Here is a 16,150-nt window from a genome sequence, read left to right as displayed (position 1 = left end):
TTTATCTGCGATTTGCTTAAACTTATGGGGGGGGTAATCATTGCTAAACGCACGCCGTTTTTAAGCGTGTGACAAGCATTAAAAACAGTAGTGAAGAGGTGTTTTGCAATTGTAAACCCCTAAATGTGTAGTTATGATAGCAAGCATCGTTGCTAGCTTATATTCACGAAACAAGTCATATTGCCGTTAACATATAGTCTGTTAATAAATAATGCGGCTTATAAAAAGGCCGCAGACATAAGTGAAACGAGCAAAAATAGCAGCGGCACGTTTGCTCTATTACCCTATAAATTTATTTATCATGCAGCGACTGTGGTTTACTTAGTTCGGTAACAACTATACAAAATTATACAGCAGGTTAATTGACACGATATAAGCAAGATTACGAATAAACATTATATCGTCACCTCTATTTATAGGAGTGAATCAATTCACACTATGGGATAAGCCAAAGTAAACCCGCAAAGTTTATAAGCACTTTATCCGCGAGCAACAAATAACAATGAACTCATTTAAATGGTGATAAAGCGATATGCTATTAATTATAATGCGGCACGGTGAGGCGGTTGAATATGCAAAGCCAGATCGTGCTCGCAGCCTCACAAACGTTGGTGTGCAGCAAAGTGAAAATGTAGGCAGATGGTTAAATCAACATTTAGCCGGTATAAGCACATATAGTGAAATTACCGATGTAATGAAGGCTGGAAATACTAATGTTAAGTCAAGCATAGATTTAGCCTTAGTTAGTCCATATTTTCGAACGCAGCAGACATTTCGGGGTGTGGCCAAACACATCAAAGTGTTAAATGAAAAAACCACTGATGCACTCACACCAATTGCAAGTGCGCAGCAAAGCGCTGATGTAATACATGATTATGCAACCAGCACAGATGCGCCAAAGAGCATGTTAATTGTGACTCACATGCCGCTAGTGAGTCTTTTGTCGAGGCTGCTTTGTGTTAACATAAATGATCAGTATTTTGAACCAGCTGACACCTTGCTTATCGACTACAAAGGCAGCACCGCGATAGGCAAAAAGTTAGCGATGTTTCAGGGTGTATAGCCAGCGAAGGTCAGCATTATGCAAAAATTAACGTGGCCATTAGCGCTCGCATGCTGATACAGTGCTTAGCTATTGCGCTGACCGCTAACATCATCTATGGGTGCCTTGTAAAACTCAGGAATAATTCGCACCGTCTTAATCATATTGTCAGACAGTTCAATGATTTCAACCGGGTAGCCCGCTAGGCGCAAACCTACCTGTGCTTCAGGCATCTCTTGTAAAAACTCTAGAATTAGACCATTGAGCGTTTTAGGGCCGTTTATTGGAAATGCCCAATTGAGCTCTTTGTTGAGTTCACGAATGTTGGCACTACCGTCAACAAAAAAGCTACCGTCGCTTTGTTCAAGCGCTTCTTTACTATGGTCGGGTGCCACTGAGGTAGTAAAATCACCAATAATTTCTTCTAAAATATCTTCCAAGGTCATCAGACCTTGAATGTCTCCGTACTCATCCACCACCAAACCTATGCGTTCACGCTGGGCCTGCATTTTATACATAAGTGTATGCAGGGGAGTGGAGTCGGGTGTGAAAAATATTTTGCGTGCTGCCCTTAGCATTGTGGCTTTCGTAAACTGGTCTTTTGCTAATAAACGTAACGCATCGCGCACGTGCATAAAGCCTACCGCGTCATCTACGCTATCGCGATAAAGCAATACGCGGGTGTGCTGAGAATGCGTTAATTGTTTTTGAATAACTCTCCAATCATCGTTTATATCTATGGCGTAAATATCGCTACGCGGCACCATAATATCTTCCGCGGTAACTTTTTCTAAATCAAGAATACTGACTAACATTTCTTGGTGTTTCTGGGGTATTAAAGAGCCTGCTTCATATACTACGGTGCGCAGCTCCTCTTGACTTAAAGCTGTATCTGAACGACTTACCGGATTGATACGCAAAAGCATTAACACGCCGTTAGTAATCAAGTTAATTAATTTTACTAAAGGGGTAAACAAAAACATAAGAGGAATAAGAATGAAGGAGCTAGGAAAAGCTATTTTTTCTGGATACAGGGCGGCGTAAGTCTTCGGTGTTACCTCAGCAAATACAAGTATCACGATGGTTAACACACCGGTCGCTATTAAGGGTCCAAAATCGGGGCCATACAGGCGAATACACACAATTGTGGCAATAGTAGTTGCCGCAATATTAACTAAATTGTTGCCTATTAAGATTAAGCCGATTAAGCGGTCGGGACGATTAAGTAGTTTCTGCACGCGCAGGGCGCCTGCTTTGCCTTCATTAGCTAAATGCTTCAAGCGGTAGCGATTCAGGCTCATCAGACCCGTCTCTGAACTAGAGAAATAAGCTGACATAAAAATGAGTACACCCAGCACAATTAGCAGGGTAGAAGTGTCTATAGAGCTCAATTAAGCATTCCTAAGATAATGTGTGAAATAAGATGAGCATAAACGTTATGCTTGAGCGATCATGTTAAGTCAACAAGAAATCTTTTACTAGTCGGCTGCCAAAATAGCCTAGCGTGAGCAAAAATAAGCCTAAAAAGTTAAAAATAATGGTACTGCGAGCTTTTAAGCCAATAAAGTGGTGAAGGCCAATACACAGTGTGTAGCAGCACAATGCAATGCTGGACAGGATAGTTTTATGCGCATAGCCTTCTGTAAGCATATTAGGGATAAATATAAATCCGCTAACCAGTGCTAAAAACAACAACACTGTGCCTAGGCTCATAAGCTGCAATAAAATGCGTTCTACCGACTGCAGAGGCGGCAGATGTCCGCCTATCATAGTGCGACTCTTTTGCTTTAACTGATGTTTAATATAGGCTAGTTGACAAGCGTATAGCATACTTATGCTAAGCAAACCAAAGGCTACCAGCGATAGTAGTATATGGGCAATCATGCCAACCGACATCGTGACAGTAATGCCGGTGGTAGCCGGGAAAAATAGATCGATTAAGATAATGAAGGCAGATACAAAGCATACAACGGGCAAAAACAACAAGTTTCTAATAAATTTGTGAGTAATAAACATAGTGAGTGTGACTAACCAAGCCAGCATGGTGGCGACAAAAGATAGGCTCAGTTGTTCACCGCTGTGCTGCTGCGTGCTTAAAAAAAGAATACCAAGATGACCAATTAGTGCCAGCATCAGTGAAGGTTGTGCGTACTTTATAAGAGTGGAGGATTGCTTGAAAAACTGTTGTACATAAAGCGAACCAGCGCAAATATAACAGACAAGCGAAAATGCAAACGCTAAATAGGAGAGTAAAGTGCTCATGAGCGATGGACCTTTGAGGTGGGTTTCACGCGTTAATTCCTTGTGCAGCGCTGCTGCGAATTGCCGAGAATATAGTAATTATCAATAAATCTAACGCAACCGTTACGATCACGCTAGGCTTATTGTATACTGATTACCAAATTAGAAAATACTAAATTGATGATTTATGTTCCAGAATCTTACTGACCGCTTAGGTCAAACCCTAAAAAACATTAGTGGCAAAGGTCGTTTGACCGACGACAACATTAAAGACACGCTGCGCGAAGTACGCATGGCCTTGCTTGAAGCAGACGTAGCCTTGAGCGTAGTGAAAGACTTTATTGAAAAAGTTAAAACCCGTGCGCTGGGGATTGAGGTCTCAAAAAGTTTGAAGCCAGGGCAAATGTTTATTAAAGTGGTTCAAGACGAGCTCGAAAATGTTTTAGGTGACGGTTCGCAAGGCTTAAATTTAGCCGCCACGCCGCCTGCGGTTATAATGCTAGCAGGTTTACAAGGCGCGGGTAAGACCACTAGCGTCGGTAAACTTTCGAAGTATTTAACAGAGCGTGAAAAGAAAAAAGTCTTAGTAGTTAGCGCCGATGTGTATCGCCCCGCGGCTATAAAGCAGTTGCAAACCTTGTCTGAAGAAGTCGGCGTAGAATGTTTCCCATCCAACATGATGCAAAAACCGGTGGATATAGTTAAAGCTGCTATTAAGCATGCGAAAATGCAGTTTTTTGATGTGCTTATTGTCGACACCGCGGGTCGTTTGGCGGTTGACGAAAAAATGATGGACGAAATTAAGCAGCTTCACGCGGCGGTTAACCCTGTTGAGACGCTGTTTGTTGTAGACGCCATGACCGGTCAAGATGCGGCGAACACTGCAAAAGCGTTTAATGAAACTCTGCCTCTAACCGGCGTTATTTTAACTAAAGCCGACGGCGATGCGCGCGGCGGAGCAGCTTTATCGGTTAAGCAAATTACCGGTAAACCGATTAAGTTTTTAGGCATGGGCGAAAAGCTTGATGCCTTAGAGCCTTTCCACCCCCAGCGTATTGCCTCGCGTATATTAGGCATGGGCGATGTGCTTAGCCTAATTGAAGATGTAGAGCGCAAGGTAGACAAAGACGCCGCTGCGCGCGTAGCCAAAAAGATCCAAACCGGTAAAGGCTTTAATTTACAAGATTTTAAAGAACAGCTTGCACAAATGCGTAGCATGGGCGGGATGGCGTCGCTTATGGACAAAATGCCCGGCATGGGAGGCATGAGCGCGAAAGTTAAAGATCAGGCTAACGACAAGCAGTTCATTCAAATGGAAGCAATTATTAACTCCATGACCCCGGGTGAGCGCGATCGCCCTGACGTAATCAAAGGCTCTCGTAAGCGCCGTATTGCCGCAGGCTCAGGCACTCAAATTCAAGACGTTAATCGTTTATTGAAGCAGTTTATGCAAATGCAAAAAATGATGAAGAAAATGGGCGGCGGTAAAATGAAGAATATGATGCGCGGCATGGGCGGTATGATGGGCGGTGGTGGTATGCCAGGCGCAGGTGGAATGTCCGGTGGCGGCATGCCCTCAGGCATGAAATTACCACCGGGCATGGGCAATTTTGGCCGTAAGAAATAAGCAATCAGCGACGTTTTTTGGTGCTAAGCGCTTTTTACAGAGCTTAGCACTAAGTTCTTCCTTACTAGCAGCAAGCCTTCTTTATAGCGTTAATCAATCGTACGCTAGCAAACACTTTGTCTAAACTCGTTATACTGCTTGCATTCACAGGCTAAATAAGTATACTTCGCGCTCTCTTTTTCCCATCTTGAGAAGAAGGGTTTGTTAACGGTAACGTTACAACGAGTTTGAGGCATATATGGTTACTATTCGTTTACAGCGTGGTGGTGCGAAAAAGCGCCCATTTTATCAAGTGGTTGTTGCTGACAGCCGTCGTTCACGTAATGGCAAATTTATTGAAAACATTGGTTTTTTCAATCCAACTGCACAAGGTCAATCTGAGAAACTTCGTTTAGATCTTGAGCGTGTTGAATATTGGACTGGTCAAGGTGCAAGTTTGTCTGAGCGTGTTGCGCGTTTGGTAAAAGATGCAAAAGTTGCGGCTTAACGGTCCAGCTATTGTTGGTTTGGAGTAAAAATGAGTCTAGCGTCTGACATTTTGATTATTGGTTCAATTGGTGCACCTTACGGTGTGAAAGGTTGGGTCAAGGTCAACAGTTTTACTCAAAACAAAGACAGTATTTTTGATTATGCACCTTGGCACATCAGTGTGTCTCAAGGCGGTAATCAAGTGTTAAAAGTTGATCAATGGCGGTATCACGCTAAGAGTTTGGTTGCCAAGCTTGAAGGTGTTGAAGACCGCAATGCAGCTGAGTTGATTAAAAATGCGCAAATTAGCATTGAGGCATCGCAGCTGCCTGAATTAGACAATGACTTCTATTGGAAAGACTTAGTAGGCATGCAGGTAATAACCGATAAAGGTTATGAAATGGGTGTAGTTAAAGACATGTTTGAAACAGGCGCGAATGATGTAATGTTAGTGAAAGCTAAAATTAACGATGCATTTGGTCAAAAAGAACGTTTGTTGCCATTCTTACACGACAGTGTTGTGTTAAGTGTCGACAAAGATGGCAAGACCATTACAGTAGATTGGGACCCAGCCTTCTAATGAGCAGTGGTGTTGAGGCGAAGCCAGAGTATAAGCAGCGCTTTAGCATTGTTACATTGTTTCCCGAAATGTTTACTAGCTTCTTTTCACAAGGCGTTATTGGCAGAGCGGTTAAAAAAGGCTTAATAGAAGTGGCAGTGTATAATCCTCGCGATTATACCACTGACAAACATCGCACGGTTGATGATAAACCTTACGGTGGTGGTCCTGGCATGCTAATGATGGTGCAGCCATTAACAGACGCGATTGCTAGTGCCAAAGCGGCATCTAGCGAAAAATCAAAGGTGATTTACTTATCACCCCAAGGGCGAACGCTAGATTTTGACGGTGTACAAACATTGAGTCAACAAACTGACTTAGTGCTAGTAGCAGGCCGATACGAAGGCATTGACGAGCGCATAATCCAAACGCTCATAGACGAAGAATGGTCTATTGGCGATTATGTGTTAAGTGGCGGCGAACTACCCGCGATGGTGTTGATGGACGCAGTATCAAGGTTAATTCCTGATGTGTTAGGGCATAATCAGTCAGCGGTAGAAGATTCTTTTACCAGCGGATTGCTAGAATGCCCACAGTACACAAGGCCGCATACCTATGCAGGTAAAAGTGTCCCCGAGGTGTTGTTAAGTGGTAACCATGAAAAAATTAGGCAGTGGCGCCTGCAAGAGTCGTTAAAACGTACTCTTATGAAACGCCCTGATTTATTAAATAACCTAGCTCTGACTGAGGAGCAACAGGCAATATTGAAGAAATTTATATAAGCCTGCTGCAGCAAATGACAGTTACTACTAGGACGTGAGGATTCGATGGCTAAAGTCAATCAAAACATAATAAAGAAAATTGAGGATGCACAACTCAAAACTGATGTTCCAGTGTTCGGCCCTGGTGATACAGTAATTGTGCGCGTTAAAGTAAAGGAAGGCGAAAAAGAGCGTGTGCAGGCATATGAAGGCGTATGTATTGCTAAGCGTAATCGCGGTTTACACTCTGCTTTTACAGTTCGTAAAATTTCAAGTGGAGAGGGTGTAGAGCGTGTGTTTCAAACTCATAGCCCTGCTATAGATTCAATTGAAGTGAAGCGTCGCGGTGCCGTGCGCAGAGCTAAATTGTATTATCTACGAGATCGTTCAGGTAAATCTGCACGTATCAAAGAAAAACTTAACTAAATCTAATTTACGTTACCGTTAACACAAAAATGTAATATCAAGATGGAAAAAACTCGCTTATCAGCGAGTTTTTTTGTGCCTATATAAAATAGATATAGCTAAAATAGAAGGTATTAAAATATGCTATCAACGGACTTGAGTTTATTTGTCAACGCTAACGGTTACGTTGCGGTCATTGCGTCTAGCTTGTTACCTGCAAGGCCACTTCTTACAAGTTACCAGCGGTAAAAGGCAGCAGTAAAGTGTAAGCTGAATAAATGCGGGTTCCAATCAATACGATTAATTACGTTTGCTGGTAACCATTTTGCCATTTTTATGTCCTATTGATGCGTAGATGAATTAGGTGAGCATAGTCGTGATTAAATTCATTGATTTTTACGTTGAAATGAATGTTCTAAGGCATACTTCAAGGGGCGACCAATGCCTTTGTGGCGTCGCTTCAGTAATATACTCTGTGTCATCTGCTGCAAGACAATAGGCCTGTGCTTATTAACTTATTAGGATTAGCTGTTACTATGTGACCTGTGTATTTATCTAAATAGGCAGCTGTCAACCTTGGTATTAGCCGAGTATTGTTGTAGTGTTCGCATTCGATTATAAAAGGGAAGGGTTGCTGTTAGTATATGATGCGCAAGGTCAAAATTATCAGTTTTATTTTTGTTTTACTGGCAATTCTATTTGCCTGCAGCGACGCGACCAAACCAAGTGCCAGCGATAAACGGGAAACATCTTCTTTAACAATCGCGGTTGCTAGTAACTTTCATTTTCCCTTATCAATCTTAATTGCAGAGTCGCCGTTTTGGTCATCGCAGCCTATCGATCTGGTAGTGGGCTCTAGCGGTACTTTGTTCGCTCAATTGTCAAACGGAGCGCCTTTTGATTTGTTCTTTTCAGCGGATACTCAGCGGCCTATTGCCTTAGAAGAAAATGAATTAGCCAGCGCTCGGCAAAGCTATGCTCGCGGCAATTTAGTGTTGTTTCCTGCGCCGCAATGGTTAGTTGAAGGCTTAAATAGCACCAATACGCTTGATATATCAGGCAAGCTTGCCATTGCAAACCCGCAGCTTGCACCTTTTGGCAGCGCCGCAAAAAACTACATTGATAGCTTGAATAATTCAGCGTTTGTGTTTACACAATTAGTGCTAGGGGCAAATGTGATCCAAGCTTTTCAATTTGTAGATTCTGGCAATGCCCAAGTAGGCCTGCTGGCTGAATCTGTTCTGATCAATGCATTAATTAATCTTAAAGATCCTAAGTATAGTGACTACTTTGTGCTGCCTAGCGAGCGATACCCACCTATTATTCAAGACGTCGTTATTGCTAATTCATCGAGTCGCAAAGAGCATGCACAATTATTTATAGATTTCGTAAGGTCACAAGACTCACAGCGAAAACTTGCTAGCCTTGGCTATTTGCCTATAAATGAGGCGAGCCAGTGAGTGCGCTTTTAGAAAGCTGGCCTGCAATATGGCTAACCTTAAAGCTAGCCACGATTACGGTGGTTATTTTATTACTCATTGGCTTACCGTTTGCTTGGTGGCTGGCGCATTATAAAGGCAAGTTAAAGCCTTTTTTTGAGGCCCTTGTGGCGCTCCCCTTGGTGCTGCCGCCCACCGTTTTGGGTTTTTATTTGTTAACTGCGTTTTCGCCTAACTCATATCTAGGAAGTCTGTGGATTACGATCACGGGCGAGCAGTTTATTTTTAGCTTTAATGGCATATTGTTTGGTTCAATTATTTATTCATTGCCCTTTGTCATACAGCCTCTGTTAACGGCTTTTAGCCAACTGGGCACTCACGTAAAATTAACCATTAGCACCCTAGGTATTTCGCCTATACGAGGATTTTTATTTATTATTCTGCCTATCATTCGCCCCAGTATAATCAGTGCAGCAACATTAGGTTTTGCGCACACGCTAGGGGAGTTTGGGTTGATTTTGATGATAGGCGGCAATATCCCCGGCAAAACCCAAGTGGTGTCTATTGCATTGTTTAACCAAGTAGAATCGCTGCAGTATGAGCAGGCGCATGCACTTTCTATGTTTTTGCTGGTGATTAGTTTGGTTAGCTTAACGCTGTTATATAAATTTAATCGTCAAGCGCGTTTATTTTCCGCTCAACAGCGCCACGGTGCATTACTGTGAATATAAAGCTGTGAATATAAAGCTGTGGCATAAAATTAAACTATCGAAACATCAAGAGCAGGTGTTTGAAATGGAGGTCACCATTGATGATAAGCATAAAATTGTCGGTATGTTCGGAGAGTCTGGCGCAGGTAAAACAACCATGCTTAAAGTCATGGCTGGCCTCGTTAACGCAGCACAGTGCACCATGCATCTACCCATGCACTGTATAAATACAAAAGGGCGCTACAATCCATGTGTCTATATAGGCGCCGACAGTGCTTTATTTGACCATTTGAATGTGGCAGAAAACCTCACGCTAGTTATTCGACACAGTGAAAGTCGTCAGTCCAATTCTTTAGACTTAGATGAGGTGCTTGGTTTATGCGGCATTTCGTCGCTTATGTCAAAAATGCCTTGGCAACTATCAGGCGGCGAAAAACAAAGGGTATGTTTTGCGCGTGGTTTGTTAACAGGTAAAAAATTGCTTTTACTCGATGAAGCCTTCTCAGCACTTGACTGGAAACTGCGGCAAGTCATGCATCAGGTGCTGCGAACACTCGCAAGCAAAAACGGTTTTCGCGCAATTATGGTGAGTCATTCTTTAAAAGAATTGAGCCTGTGTGCCAGTGAAGTCATAGTCATAGAGCAGGGCGCGGTGCTTAATCAAATGTCGATCAAAAGCGCTGTTGATTATCAAATAGGCAGTACTCAAAATGTTGAGGTTAATAAAGCTGATTACTTTTGCGCCGTGAATGGAATATTTAGCCATATAGACGATCAAGACAGCTCATTGCAGGTGTGGTTATTAAGCAAATCTGAAGCGGTCAGCGAAAGCCAAAACAACGGCCAAAACAAAAGCAAAGACAAAAGTAGAGTCCAGACGGATGCGTGCAGGCTTTACGTAAAAGTGCCGAGCGTGAACAGTGCCGAAATGAATAATAACCAATTTGTCAGCGCACTGCTGCTTCCACAAAAAGGTGAGCCACGTAGTTTTGCGTTAAACGCCAATCAGTTAAGCGTATCGCGCCACGACAACAATCAAACGAGTATGGTCAACTGCTTCCCCGTGTGCATTAGCAATATCATTGAGAACACCACGGGGGTAGTGGTAAGCGGCAGATGGCATGGGCAGGTATTTCATTCCTTAATTACCATAAAGTCGTTTCAAACGCTTAATATAAAAGTAGATGAAAAACTTTATTTTGTGTGCAAAGCTTTGTAAGTTTCCTACTTAGCGCCATCAATAAAATTACTATTGAACTGCAAAAAATACTTAGCCAATCCTTTTTAAACATTGTTAATTTTTATTACACTGCTATATTTAGGCCCCTAAAAGCAATAAAACCTTAAGCATTCCAACAATAACAACAACATGGAGCCAGTGGCTATGCAGCAAGCAAAATCCACTTGGGCAACTAGAGCCCTTGATAAAGTAGAAGTAGTCGGCAACAAACTACCCGATCCCGCCATTATATTTTTCTTATGTTTACTCGTAGTATGGTTTTTGTCCGCCATAATGTCGCAGTTTGCGTTTGACGCACTCGACCCTCGCACTGGCCAAGCGGTGGTCATTAATAATCTGCTCACGGGTGAATCTTTAGCTGACTTCTTGTCGCGCATGGTTACTATATTTACTGGGTTTGCGCCTCTTGGCGTGGTGCTTGTGGCAATGTTAGGCGTAGGTGTTGCAGAGCACTCTGGTTTTATCAGTGCGGGTTTAAAGCGCATGCTCGACTCAACGCCTCGGACTTTTTTAACGCCTATGGTAGTGCTGGTGGCAATTGTCAGCCATACCGCCACCGATGCAGGCTATGTATTAGTTATTCCACTGGCCGGCGTCATCTTTTACGCCATGGGACGCCATCCCCTTGCTGGTATAGCCGCTGCCTTTGCGGGCGTCAGCGGTGGGTTTTGTGCAAACTTCATTCCTTCAGCTATCGACCCTTTACTGCAAAGTTTTACCCAAGAAGCCGCGCGTATTTTAGATCCTAATATTCAAATTAACCCGCTTAACAACTGGATATTTAACTCTGCATCGTCATTTTTAGTAGTGGGTATCGCCTGGTATTTAACCGATAAAGTGATTGAGCCGCGGCTTAAAAATGTTGAAGTTGATGGCGACTCTAACGAAATTCCCAAGTTTGAAGAGTTAGATCAAAAGCAGAAAAAAGCTTTAAGAGCGGCATCACTTGCCATGCTTGCCGGTATTGTGGTGCTGGTGCTAGTACTTGTTCCTGAAACCTCGCCTATGCGAGACAGCGAAGGCGCGCTAACGTCCTTCCAAGCGCCTATTATGCAGTCGATAGTGCCAATTATATTCCTACTTTTTTTATTGCCCGGCGTGGTTTACGGCTACATGGCTGGTGTGTATAAAAGCACCAAAGACATGATAGACAGCATGACCAAAGCAATGAATGGTATGAGCTACTACATTGTAATGGCGTTTTTCTGTGCGCTTTTTATAGACGCGTTTGGTAAGTCTAATTTGGGCGTGCTCCTAGCAATTGAGGGTGCAGGGATGTTACAGGCGCTGCAGCTACCTTCTATGGTGACTATTGTAGGTATCATTTTTCTGACCGCTTTCGTCAACTTATTCGTGGGATCTTCTTCCGCTAAGTGGGCGCTGTTAGGGCCTATATTTGTGCCTATGCTGATGGAACTTGGTATTTCACCAGACCTTACTCAAATAGCTTATAGAATAGGCGACTCGTCGAGTAACATTATTACACCGCTTATGCCGTATTTTCCCTTAGTAGTATTGTACTGTCAGCGCTATGTGAAAGGCACCGGTATTGGTACATTGCTATCGTTAATGCTGCCCTATAGTATTTGCTTGCTGCTAGCGTGGACCGTGTTTTTACTCATTTACTGGTCTTTAGGCATCCCCTTAGGTATTCAGTCAAGCTACATATATCCTGCTGCTTAACACGCGCTAGTTGAATAAACGGTAAAATCATGAACTTGTGAAAAGTAGGCGCTTAACGACATAATACTCGTTAAGCGCCTTTTTCTTTGGGTTTCGACGCTTTTTACTTGCTCATTACAAGCAAGTTTGTTAAAACAAATGAAGCGTTATGCTTAATCTTCATAGGTCTTTCTCAAAGTCTTATTTAGTAGTGCAAGTCAGCTAGCCAGCTTAAGCGCTTATTGATGCGTATAATAATAGCAATAGCCCTTGTGTAACCAAGTTCAATAGCAAGCTAGTCCATGCTGCTACCTTTATTTAACACATAATTTAAGAAAACACACATGCAAAAAGACACCGTCAATAATCGTCACATTTCATCAGAACAAGTTCTAATCACGCCACAGCAGCTTGCACAAGAAATGCCCGCTACCGAAAAAGCACTTGCTTATGTGCGCTCAGCAAGAGGCATCATTTCCGATATTATTCATCGTCGTGATCATCGTTTATTAGTGGTGTGCGGACCCTGTTCAATTCATGATATTAAAGCAGCAAAAGAGTACGCTTTGCGCTTAAAAGAGCTGCATGAATTGAATAAAGACACCTTGTTTATTGTGATGCGCGTGTATTTTGAAAAACCACGGACGACGACCGGCTGGAAAGGCTTAATTAATGACCCGCATATTGATGACACCTTCGATATTGAAACAGGGCTTCGCAAAGGACGCGATTTACTCAACTTTTTAGCAGAATTAGAACTGCCCGTTGCCACCGAGGCTCTTGATCCTATTAGCCCGCAGTACCTAGGCGAGTTTTTCAGCTGGGCAGCTATCGGCGCACGCACTGCTGAGTCACAAACCCACCGAGAAATGGCCAGCGGCTTGTCTATGCCGGTGGGCTTTAAAAACGGCACCGACGGCAGTTTGAGTATTGCCATTAACGCGCTCAAGTCGGCCGCATCGGGTCATAGCTTTATGGGTATTAACCGTGAAGGGCAGGTTAGTATTATAAAAACCGAAGGTAATCCCGATGGCCATATTATTTTGCGTGGCGGTAAGCAGCCAAACTATGACTCAGTCTGCGTTGCTGACTGTGAATCTTCATTGCAATCCCAAGGCGTAAAATCGTCGTTAGTCGTTGACTGCAGCCACGCTAACTCGTCAAAAGACTACAGGCGTCAAACCTTGGTAGCGCAAAATGTGGTGAATCAAATTTTAGAGGGAAATCAGTCTATTATTGGCATCATGTTAGAAAGCCATTTGCACGCGGGCAATCAAAGTTCAAACGGTAAGAAAGTTGCGCAGCTTGAATACGGCGTTTCAATTACCGACGGTTGCATAAGCTGGGAAGATACCTATTCACTCATTCATGGGGCCCGTGACAAGCTCATCACCGTATTGCCCATGCGCCAACAAAAACACGACCGTGCTTGAAACGGTCTGTTTAATAAATATTTGCATAAAAAGGCCACGCAGCTAAATGAGTCAAGATCGCTTTGAAGACAATCGCAATAACGAAAAGCTTAGCGCTTTACTCACCGGGTTTAGAGATGAGATTGATGCCTTAGACACCCAGTTAGTCGAGCTTCTCGCGGCGCGCCAAAAGCTCACTCAATCAATTGGGGTTGTAAAACGCGCCAACAGTATGCCTATTTACGTACCCCAACGCGAAGCCAGTTTAATTGCCAAGCGCAGAGAACAGGCAGAGCATATGGGTGTGTCGGGCGATTTGATAGAAGACGTGCTGCGCCGCGCGATGCGAGATTCGTATTATTCGCAGCATGCAAACTATGCCAAAACCAACCCTGACATTCATAAAGTGGTGATTGTAGGCGGCAAAGGCGCTTTGGGTAAAGTGCTGGTGACACTGTTTCAAAGCAGTGAGTACGAGGTTACTATTATTGAAAAAGATAATTGGGATAAGCGCGCCGAACTGCTCAACGGCGCAAACTTAGTCATACTTTCTGTGCCTATTAATCAAACTATTCGTCTTATTGAAGCGCTACCGCCGCTGCCTCAAGACTGTATTTTGGCCGATGTTACCAGCGTAAAACAAGCGCCTCTTGCAAGTATGCTGGAGCAACACAGCGGGCCGGTAGTAGGCCTGCATCCTATGTTTGGACCAGACGCACCAGGCATGATTAAACAAGTGGTGGTGGTATGCAACGGGCGTTTGCCGTCGGCTTACGCATGGTTCATCGCGCAAATGGAAGTATGGGGCGCACAAATTCATCAAACACAGGCTAAAGTGCACGACAAAGCGATGGCTTTTATTCAGGTAATGCGCCATTTCAACAGCTTTGTGTATGGTCAACACTTGCAGCAAGAAAATCCTGATTTAAGTGAGCTTATTGCGTTTAGCTCGCCAATTTATCGACTTGAATTAGCCATGGTCGGCAGGCTGTTTGCGCAAGCACCGTCTTTATACGCCGACATTATTTTTAACGACAGCGATAACATTGCCCTGCTAGAGCGATTTCACGAACGCTTTGGCGATGCCATAAAGCTTTTAAAAAGCCAAGATAAAGAAGCATTCATCGCGCGCTTCAAAGACGTCGAAAACTGGTTTGGTGAATATGCTTCGCAGTGTTTAAAAGACAGTAAGCAAATGCTTTTAAAAGCAGACGATGGTCGCCTGCTGCGCAAAAACGTTTAGCTTAATGCCTTGCTCGCTGCTATTCGGGTAGGCGAGACTTTTTCAACTGGGTAGCAGCCTAAGACCTTGAAATAACGCGTCATACCGCGCAGTTTATCAAAGGCTGTTTGCATAGGGCCGTCTTCAGTATTGCCTTCTACGTCAACATAAAACATCTCTTCCCATGGATTGCCGTTGATAGGCCTTGATTCAAGCTTGGTTAGATTAATATTATTTTCTTTCAACACCAGTAGTACGTCACAAAGCGCCCCTGGCGATTGCACTGTAGACATTATTACCGTGGTTTTCGCCGGCACTTGTAAAGGCACTTTTATGGATTGACTCGCCACCACTATAAAGCGGCTGTGGTTTTCTTTTTGATTGGCTAAATTAGACTTTATCGATTTAAGGGCGTAAAAACCGCCGCTTTCTTCAGAGCCTATTGCTGCGGCATGAGGTGAGGCTAATTCACTTACTTTTATCATAGCGTCGGAAGTAGAGTCGCAGGTTTTCACCTCTACATTGCCAAACTCGGCTAAAAAATGGCTACATTGTGCAAATACTTGAGGGTGTGCATATATCGTTTTAATATCTATGTTTTGCGCCCCATCATGTACTAGTAGCGCGTGCTTTATAGGATGAGTCAGTTCACCTACAATATTCAAGCGGGTGTGCTGCAACTGGTCATACACTTCATTAATACTGCCTGAGCTGGTGTTTTCTATAGGTAACACGGCATAGTCAGCTTCATGCGTTTCTACTTTTTCAATAATTTGAGCGAAGCTTTTACAGCCAATTTCAACCAATTCGCCGGGCCTGCGCGAAAAATATTTTTGCGTAGCCAAATAACTATAGGAGCCTTTTTTACCCAAAAAGGCAACACGGTTTAAGGGCAAGCGAGAATCGGGATTAGCCCATTCGTGCAGCATCGCCTGCTGCTGTAGCACCGAGTCCTCAATAATGACTTGGAACAGGTTGGTAATAAAATGAGGGTCAAGACCAAACTCTCTGCCTTGCTTGATTAAACGCACAAGCAGTTGTTCTTCTCGCGTTTTGTCGCGCACCGATATTTGATGCTTCACTTTAGTTTCTGCTACCTGCGCGGTGAGTTTTTGGCGCTGTGCGATGAGCGCGAGAAGTTCACTGTCGGTTTTGGTTATTTGCTCTCGGATTGAAGCTAAGACATCTATTGACACGTGTTTTTTCCTGAAGTAGTAGTAGTGCTCAATTGCTCAAATAACAAACAATCTTGCGTGCCTCCCATGGCAATATTTTGCCTAAAAGGAGATCCCCATATGCGCCTCGCGGCAAGTAAAGTATACGTTGACACTGCAATGTAAAAAACGAGGGCATCACTGTCAA

15 protein-coding genes are annotated in these 16,150 nt (G+C 43.4%); 12 read left to right on the top strand and 3 right to left on the bottom strand.

Annotation, left to right across the window (positions count from 1 at the left end; all coding sequences use genetic code 11):
- Nucleotides 1-532 precede the first annotated feature (532 nt).
- Complete coding sequence (sixA, locus tag BAE46_RS09970; protein WP_006004979.1) at nucleotides 533-1,063, top strand: phosphohistidine phosphatase SixA; 531 nt, start codon at nucleotides 533-535, stop codon at nucleotides 1,061-1,063.
- Nucleotides 1,064-1,128: 65 nt separating this feature from the next.
- Here the strand turns inward: sixA and BAE46_RS09965 are convergent, their stop codons facing one another.
- A complete protein-coding gene (locus BAE46_RS09965) occupies nucleotides 1,129-2,433 on the bottom strand; it encodes an HlyC/CorC family transporter (RefSeq protein WP_006004981.1) in 1,305 nt (434 codons plus the stop codon).
- Nucleotides 2,434-2,497: 64 nt separating this feature from the next.
- Complete coding sequence (locus BAE46_RS09960; protein ID WP_006004983.1) at nucleotides 2,498-3,304, bottom strand: cytochrome C assembly family protein; 807 nt, start codon at nucleotides 3,302-3,304, stop codon at nucleotides 2,498-2,500.
- A gap of 166 nt (nucleotides 3,305-3,470) precedes the next feature.
- Here BAE46_RS09960 and ffh point away from each other — a divergent pair, with 166 nt between their 5' ends.
- The 11 genes from ffh to tyrA all read left to right on the top strand — a co-directional run bounded on the left by ffh (nucleotide 3,471) and on the right by tyrA (nucleotide 14,809).
- Entirely contained in the window at nucleotides 3,471-4,910 is a 1,440-nt protein-coding gene (gene ffh, locus BAE46_RS09955) for a signal recognition particle protein (RefSeq protein ID WP_006004986.1), read from the top strand.
- 238 nt (nucleotides 4,911-5,148) lie between these two features.
- The gene (rpsP, locus tag BAE46_RS09950; protein WP_006004993.1) at nucleotides 5,149-5,397 is read left to right on the top strand and encodes a 30S ribosomal protein S16; all 249 of its coding nucleotides are present in this window, start codon (nucleotides 5,149-5,151) and stop codon (nucleotides 5,395-5,397) included.
- A 30-nt stretch (nucleotides 5,398-5,427) separates the two neighbouring features.
- The gene (gene rimM, locus BAE46_RS09945; protein WP_006004994.1) at nucleotides 5,428-5,958 is read left to right on the top strand and encodes a ribosome maturation factor RimM; all 531 of its coding nucleotides are present in this window, start codon (nucleotides 5,428-5,430) and stop codon (nucleotides 5,956-5,958) included.
- Nucleotides 5,958-6,719: a tRNA (guanosine(37)-N1)-methyltransferase TrmD gene (trmD, locus tag BAE46_RS09940; protein ID WP_006004995.1), complete on the top strand. Its 762-nt coding sequence runs from the start codon at nucleotides 5,958-5,960 to the stop codon at nucleotides 6,717-6,719. The genes rimM and trmD overlap by 1 nt, the downstream gene beginning before the upstream one ends.
- A gap of 45 nt (nucleotides 6,720-6,764) precedes the next feature.
- Nucleotides 6,765-7,124 (top strand): 50S ribosomal protein L19, encoded by a 360-nt coding sequence (gene rplS, locus BAE46_RS09935; RefSeq protein ID WP_006004996.1) that lies wholly within the window; start codon nucleotides 6,765-6,767, stop codon nucleotides 7,122-7,124.
- A gap of 623 nt (nucleotides 7,125-7,747) precedes the next feature.
- On the top strand, nucleotides 7,748-8,563 hold the full coding sequence (gene modA, locus BAE46_RS09930) for a molybdate ABC transporter substrate-binding protein (protein ID WP_070112610.1): 816 nt from the start codon (nucleotides 7,748-7,750) through the stop codon (nucleotides 8,561-8,563).
- Nucleotides 8,560-9,267 carry a molybdate ABC transporter permease subunit gene (modB, locus tag BAE46_RS09925; RefSeq protein WP_006004998.1) on the top strand — a complete coding sequence of 236 codons (708 nt, stop codon included), beginning with the start codon at nucleotides 8,560-8,562 and terminating at the stop codon, nucleotides 9,265-9,267. Before modA ends, modB begins: the two co-directional genes overlap by 4 nt.
- Nucleotides 9,268-9,277: 10 nt before the next feature.
- Complete coding sequence (locus BAE46_RS09920; RefSeq protein WP_006004999.1) at nucleotides 9,278-10,471, top strand: ATP-binding cassette domain-containing protein; 1,194 nt, start codon at nucleotides 9,278-9,280, stop codon at nucleotides 10,469-10,471.
- Nucleotides 10,472-10,636: 165 nt separating this feature from the next.
- Nucleotides 10,637-12,175, top strand: a complete 1,539-nt coding sequence (locus tag BAE46_RS09915; protein WP_006005000.1) for an AbgT family transporter — start codon at nucleotides 10,637-10,639, stop codon at nucleotides 12,173-12,175.
- A gap of 323 nt (nucleotides 12,176-12,498) precedes the next feature.
- The gene (locus tag BAE46_RS09910; RefSeq protein ID WP_006005001.1) at nucleotides 12,499-13,587 is read left to right on the top strand and encodes a 3-deoxy-7-phosphoheptulonate synthase; all 1,089 of its coding nucleotides are present in this window, start codon (nucleotides 12,499-12,501) and stop codon (nucleotides 13,585-13,587) included.
- 46 nt (nucleotides 13,588-13,633) lie between these two features.
- Nucleotides 13,634-14,809 (top strand): bifunctional chorismate mutase/prephenate dehydrogenase, encoded by a 1,176-nt coding sequence (tyrA, locus tag BAE46_RS09905; protein ID WP_006005002.1) that lies wholly within the window; start codon nucleotides 13,634-13,636, stop codon nucleotides 14,807-14,809.
- Here the strand turns inward: tyrA and pheA are convergent.
- Nucleotides 14,806-15,984, bottom strand: coding sequence for a prephenate dehydratase (pheA, locus tag BAE46_RS09900; protein WP_006005003.1), 1,179 nt, complete (start codon nucleotides 15,982-15,984; stop codon nucleotides 14,806-14,808). The genes tyrA and pheA overlap by 4 nt on opposite strands.
- Nucleotides 15,985-16,150 lie beyond the last annotated feature (166 nt).

It is taken from the genome of Glaciecola punicea (genome assembly GCF_001756615.1).
GTDB classification, from domain to species: Bacteria; Pseudomonadota; Gammaproteobacteria; order Enterobacterales; family Alteromonadaceae; genus Glaciecola; species Glaciecola punicea.
Note: the sequence above shows the minus strand (reverse complement) of the source record. Positions and strands in the feature narration are given on the sequence as shown.

Coding starts and splice junctions, on each gene's coding strand:
- BAE46_RS09910 (WP_006005001.1), top strand. CDS start 12,499: ATGCAAAAAGACACCGTCAATAATCGTCACATTTCATCAGAACAAGTT.
- BAE46_RS09960 (WP_006004983.1), bottom strand. CDS start 3,304: ATGAGCACTTTACTCTCCTATTTAGCGTTTGCATTTTCGCTTGTCTGT.
- tyrA (WP_006005002.1), top strand. CDS start 13,634: ATGAGTCAAGATCGCTTTGAAGACAATCGCAATAACGAAAAGCTTAGC.
- rplS (WP_006004996.1), top strand. CDS start 6,765: ATGGCTAAAGTCAATCAAAACATAATAAAGAAAATTGAGGATGCACAA.
- modA (WP_070112610.1), top strand. CDS start 7,748: ATGATGCGCAAGGTCAAAATTATCAGTTTTATTTTTGTTTTACTGGCA.
- sixA (WP_006004979.1), top strand. CDS start 533: ATGCTATTAATTATAATGCGGCACGGTGAGGCGGTTGAATATGCAAAG.
- trmD (WP_006004995.1), top strand. CDS start 5,958: ATGAGCAGTGGTGTTGAGGCGAAGCCAGAGTATAAGCAGCGCTTTAGC.
- ffh (WP_006004986.1), top strand. CDS start 3,471: ATGTTCCAGAATCTTACTGACCGCTTAGGTCAAACCCTAAAAAACATT.
- rimM (WP_006004994.1), top strand. CDS start 5,428: ATGAGTCTAGCGTCTGACATTTTGATTATTGGTTCAATTGGTGCACCT.
- BAE46_RS09915 (WP_006005000.1), top strand. CDS start 10,637: ATGCAGCAAGCAAAATCCACTTGGGCAACTAGAGCCCTTGATAAAGTA.
- rpsP (WP_006004993.1), top strand. CDS start 5,149: ATGGTTACTATTCGTTTACAGCGTGGTGGTGCGAAAAAGCGCCCATTT.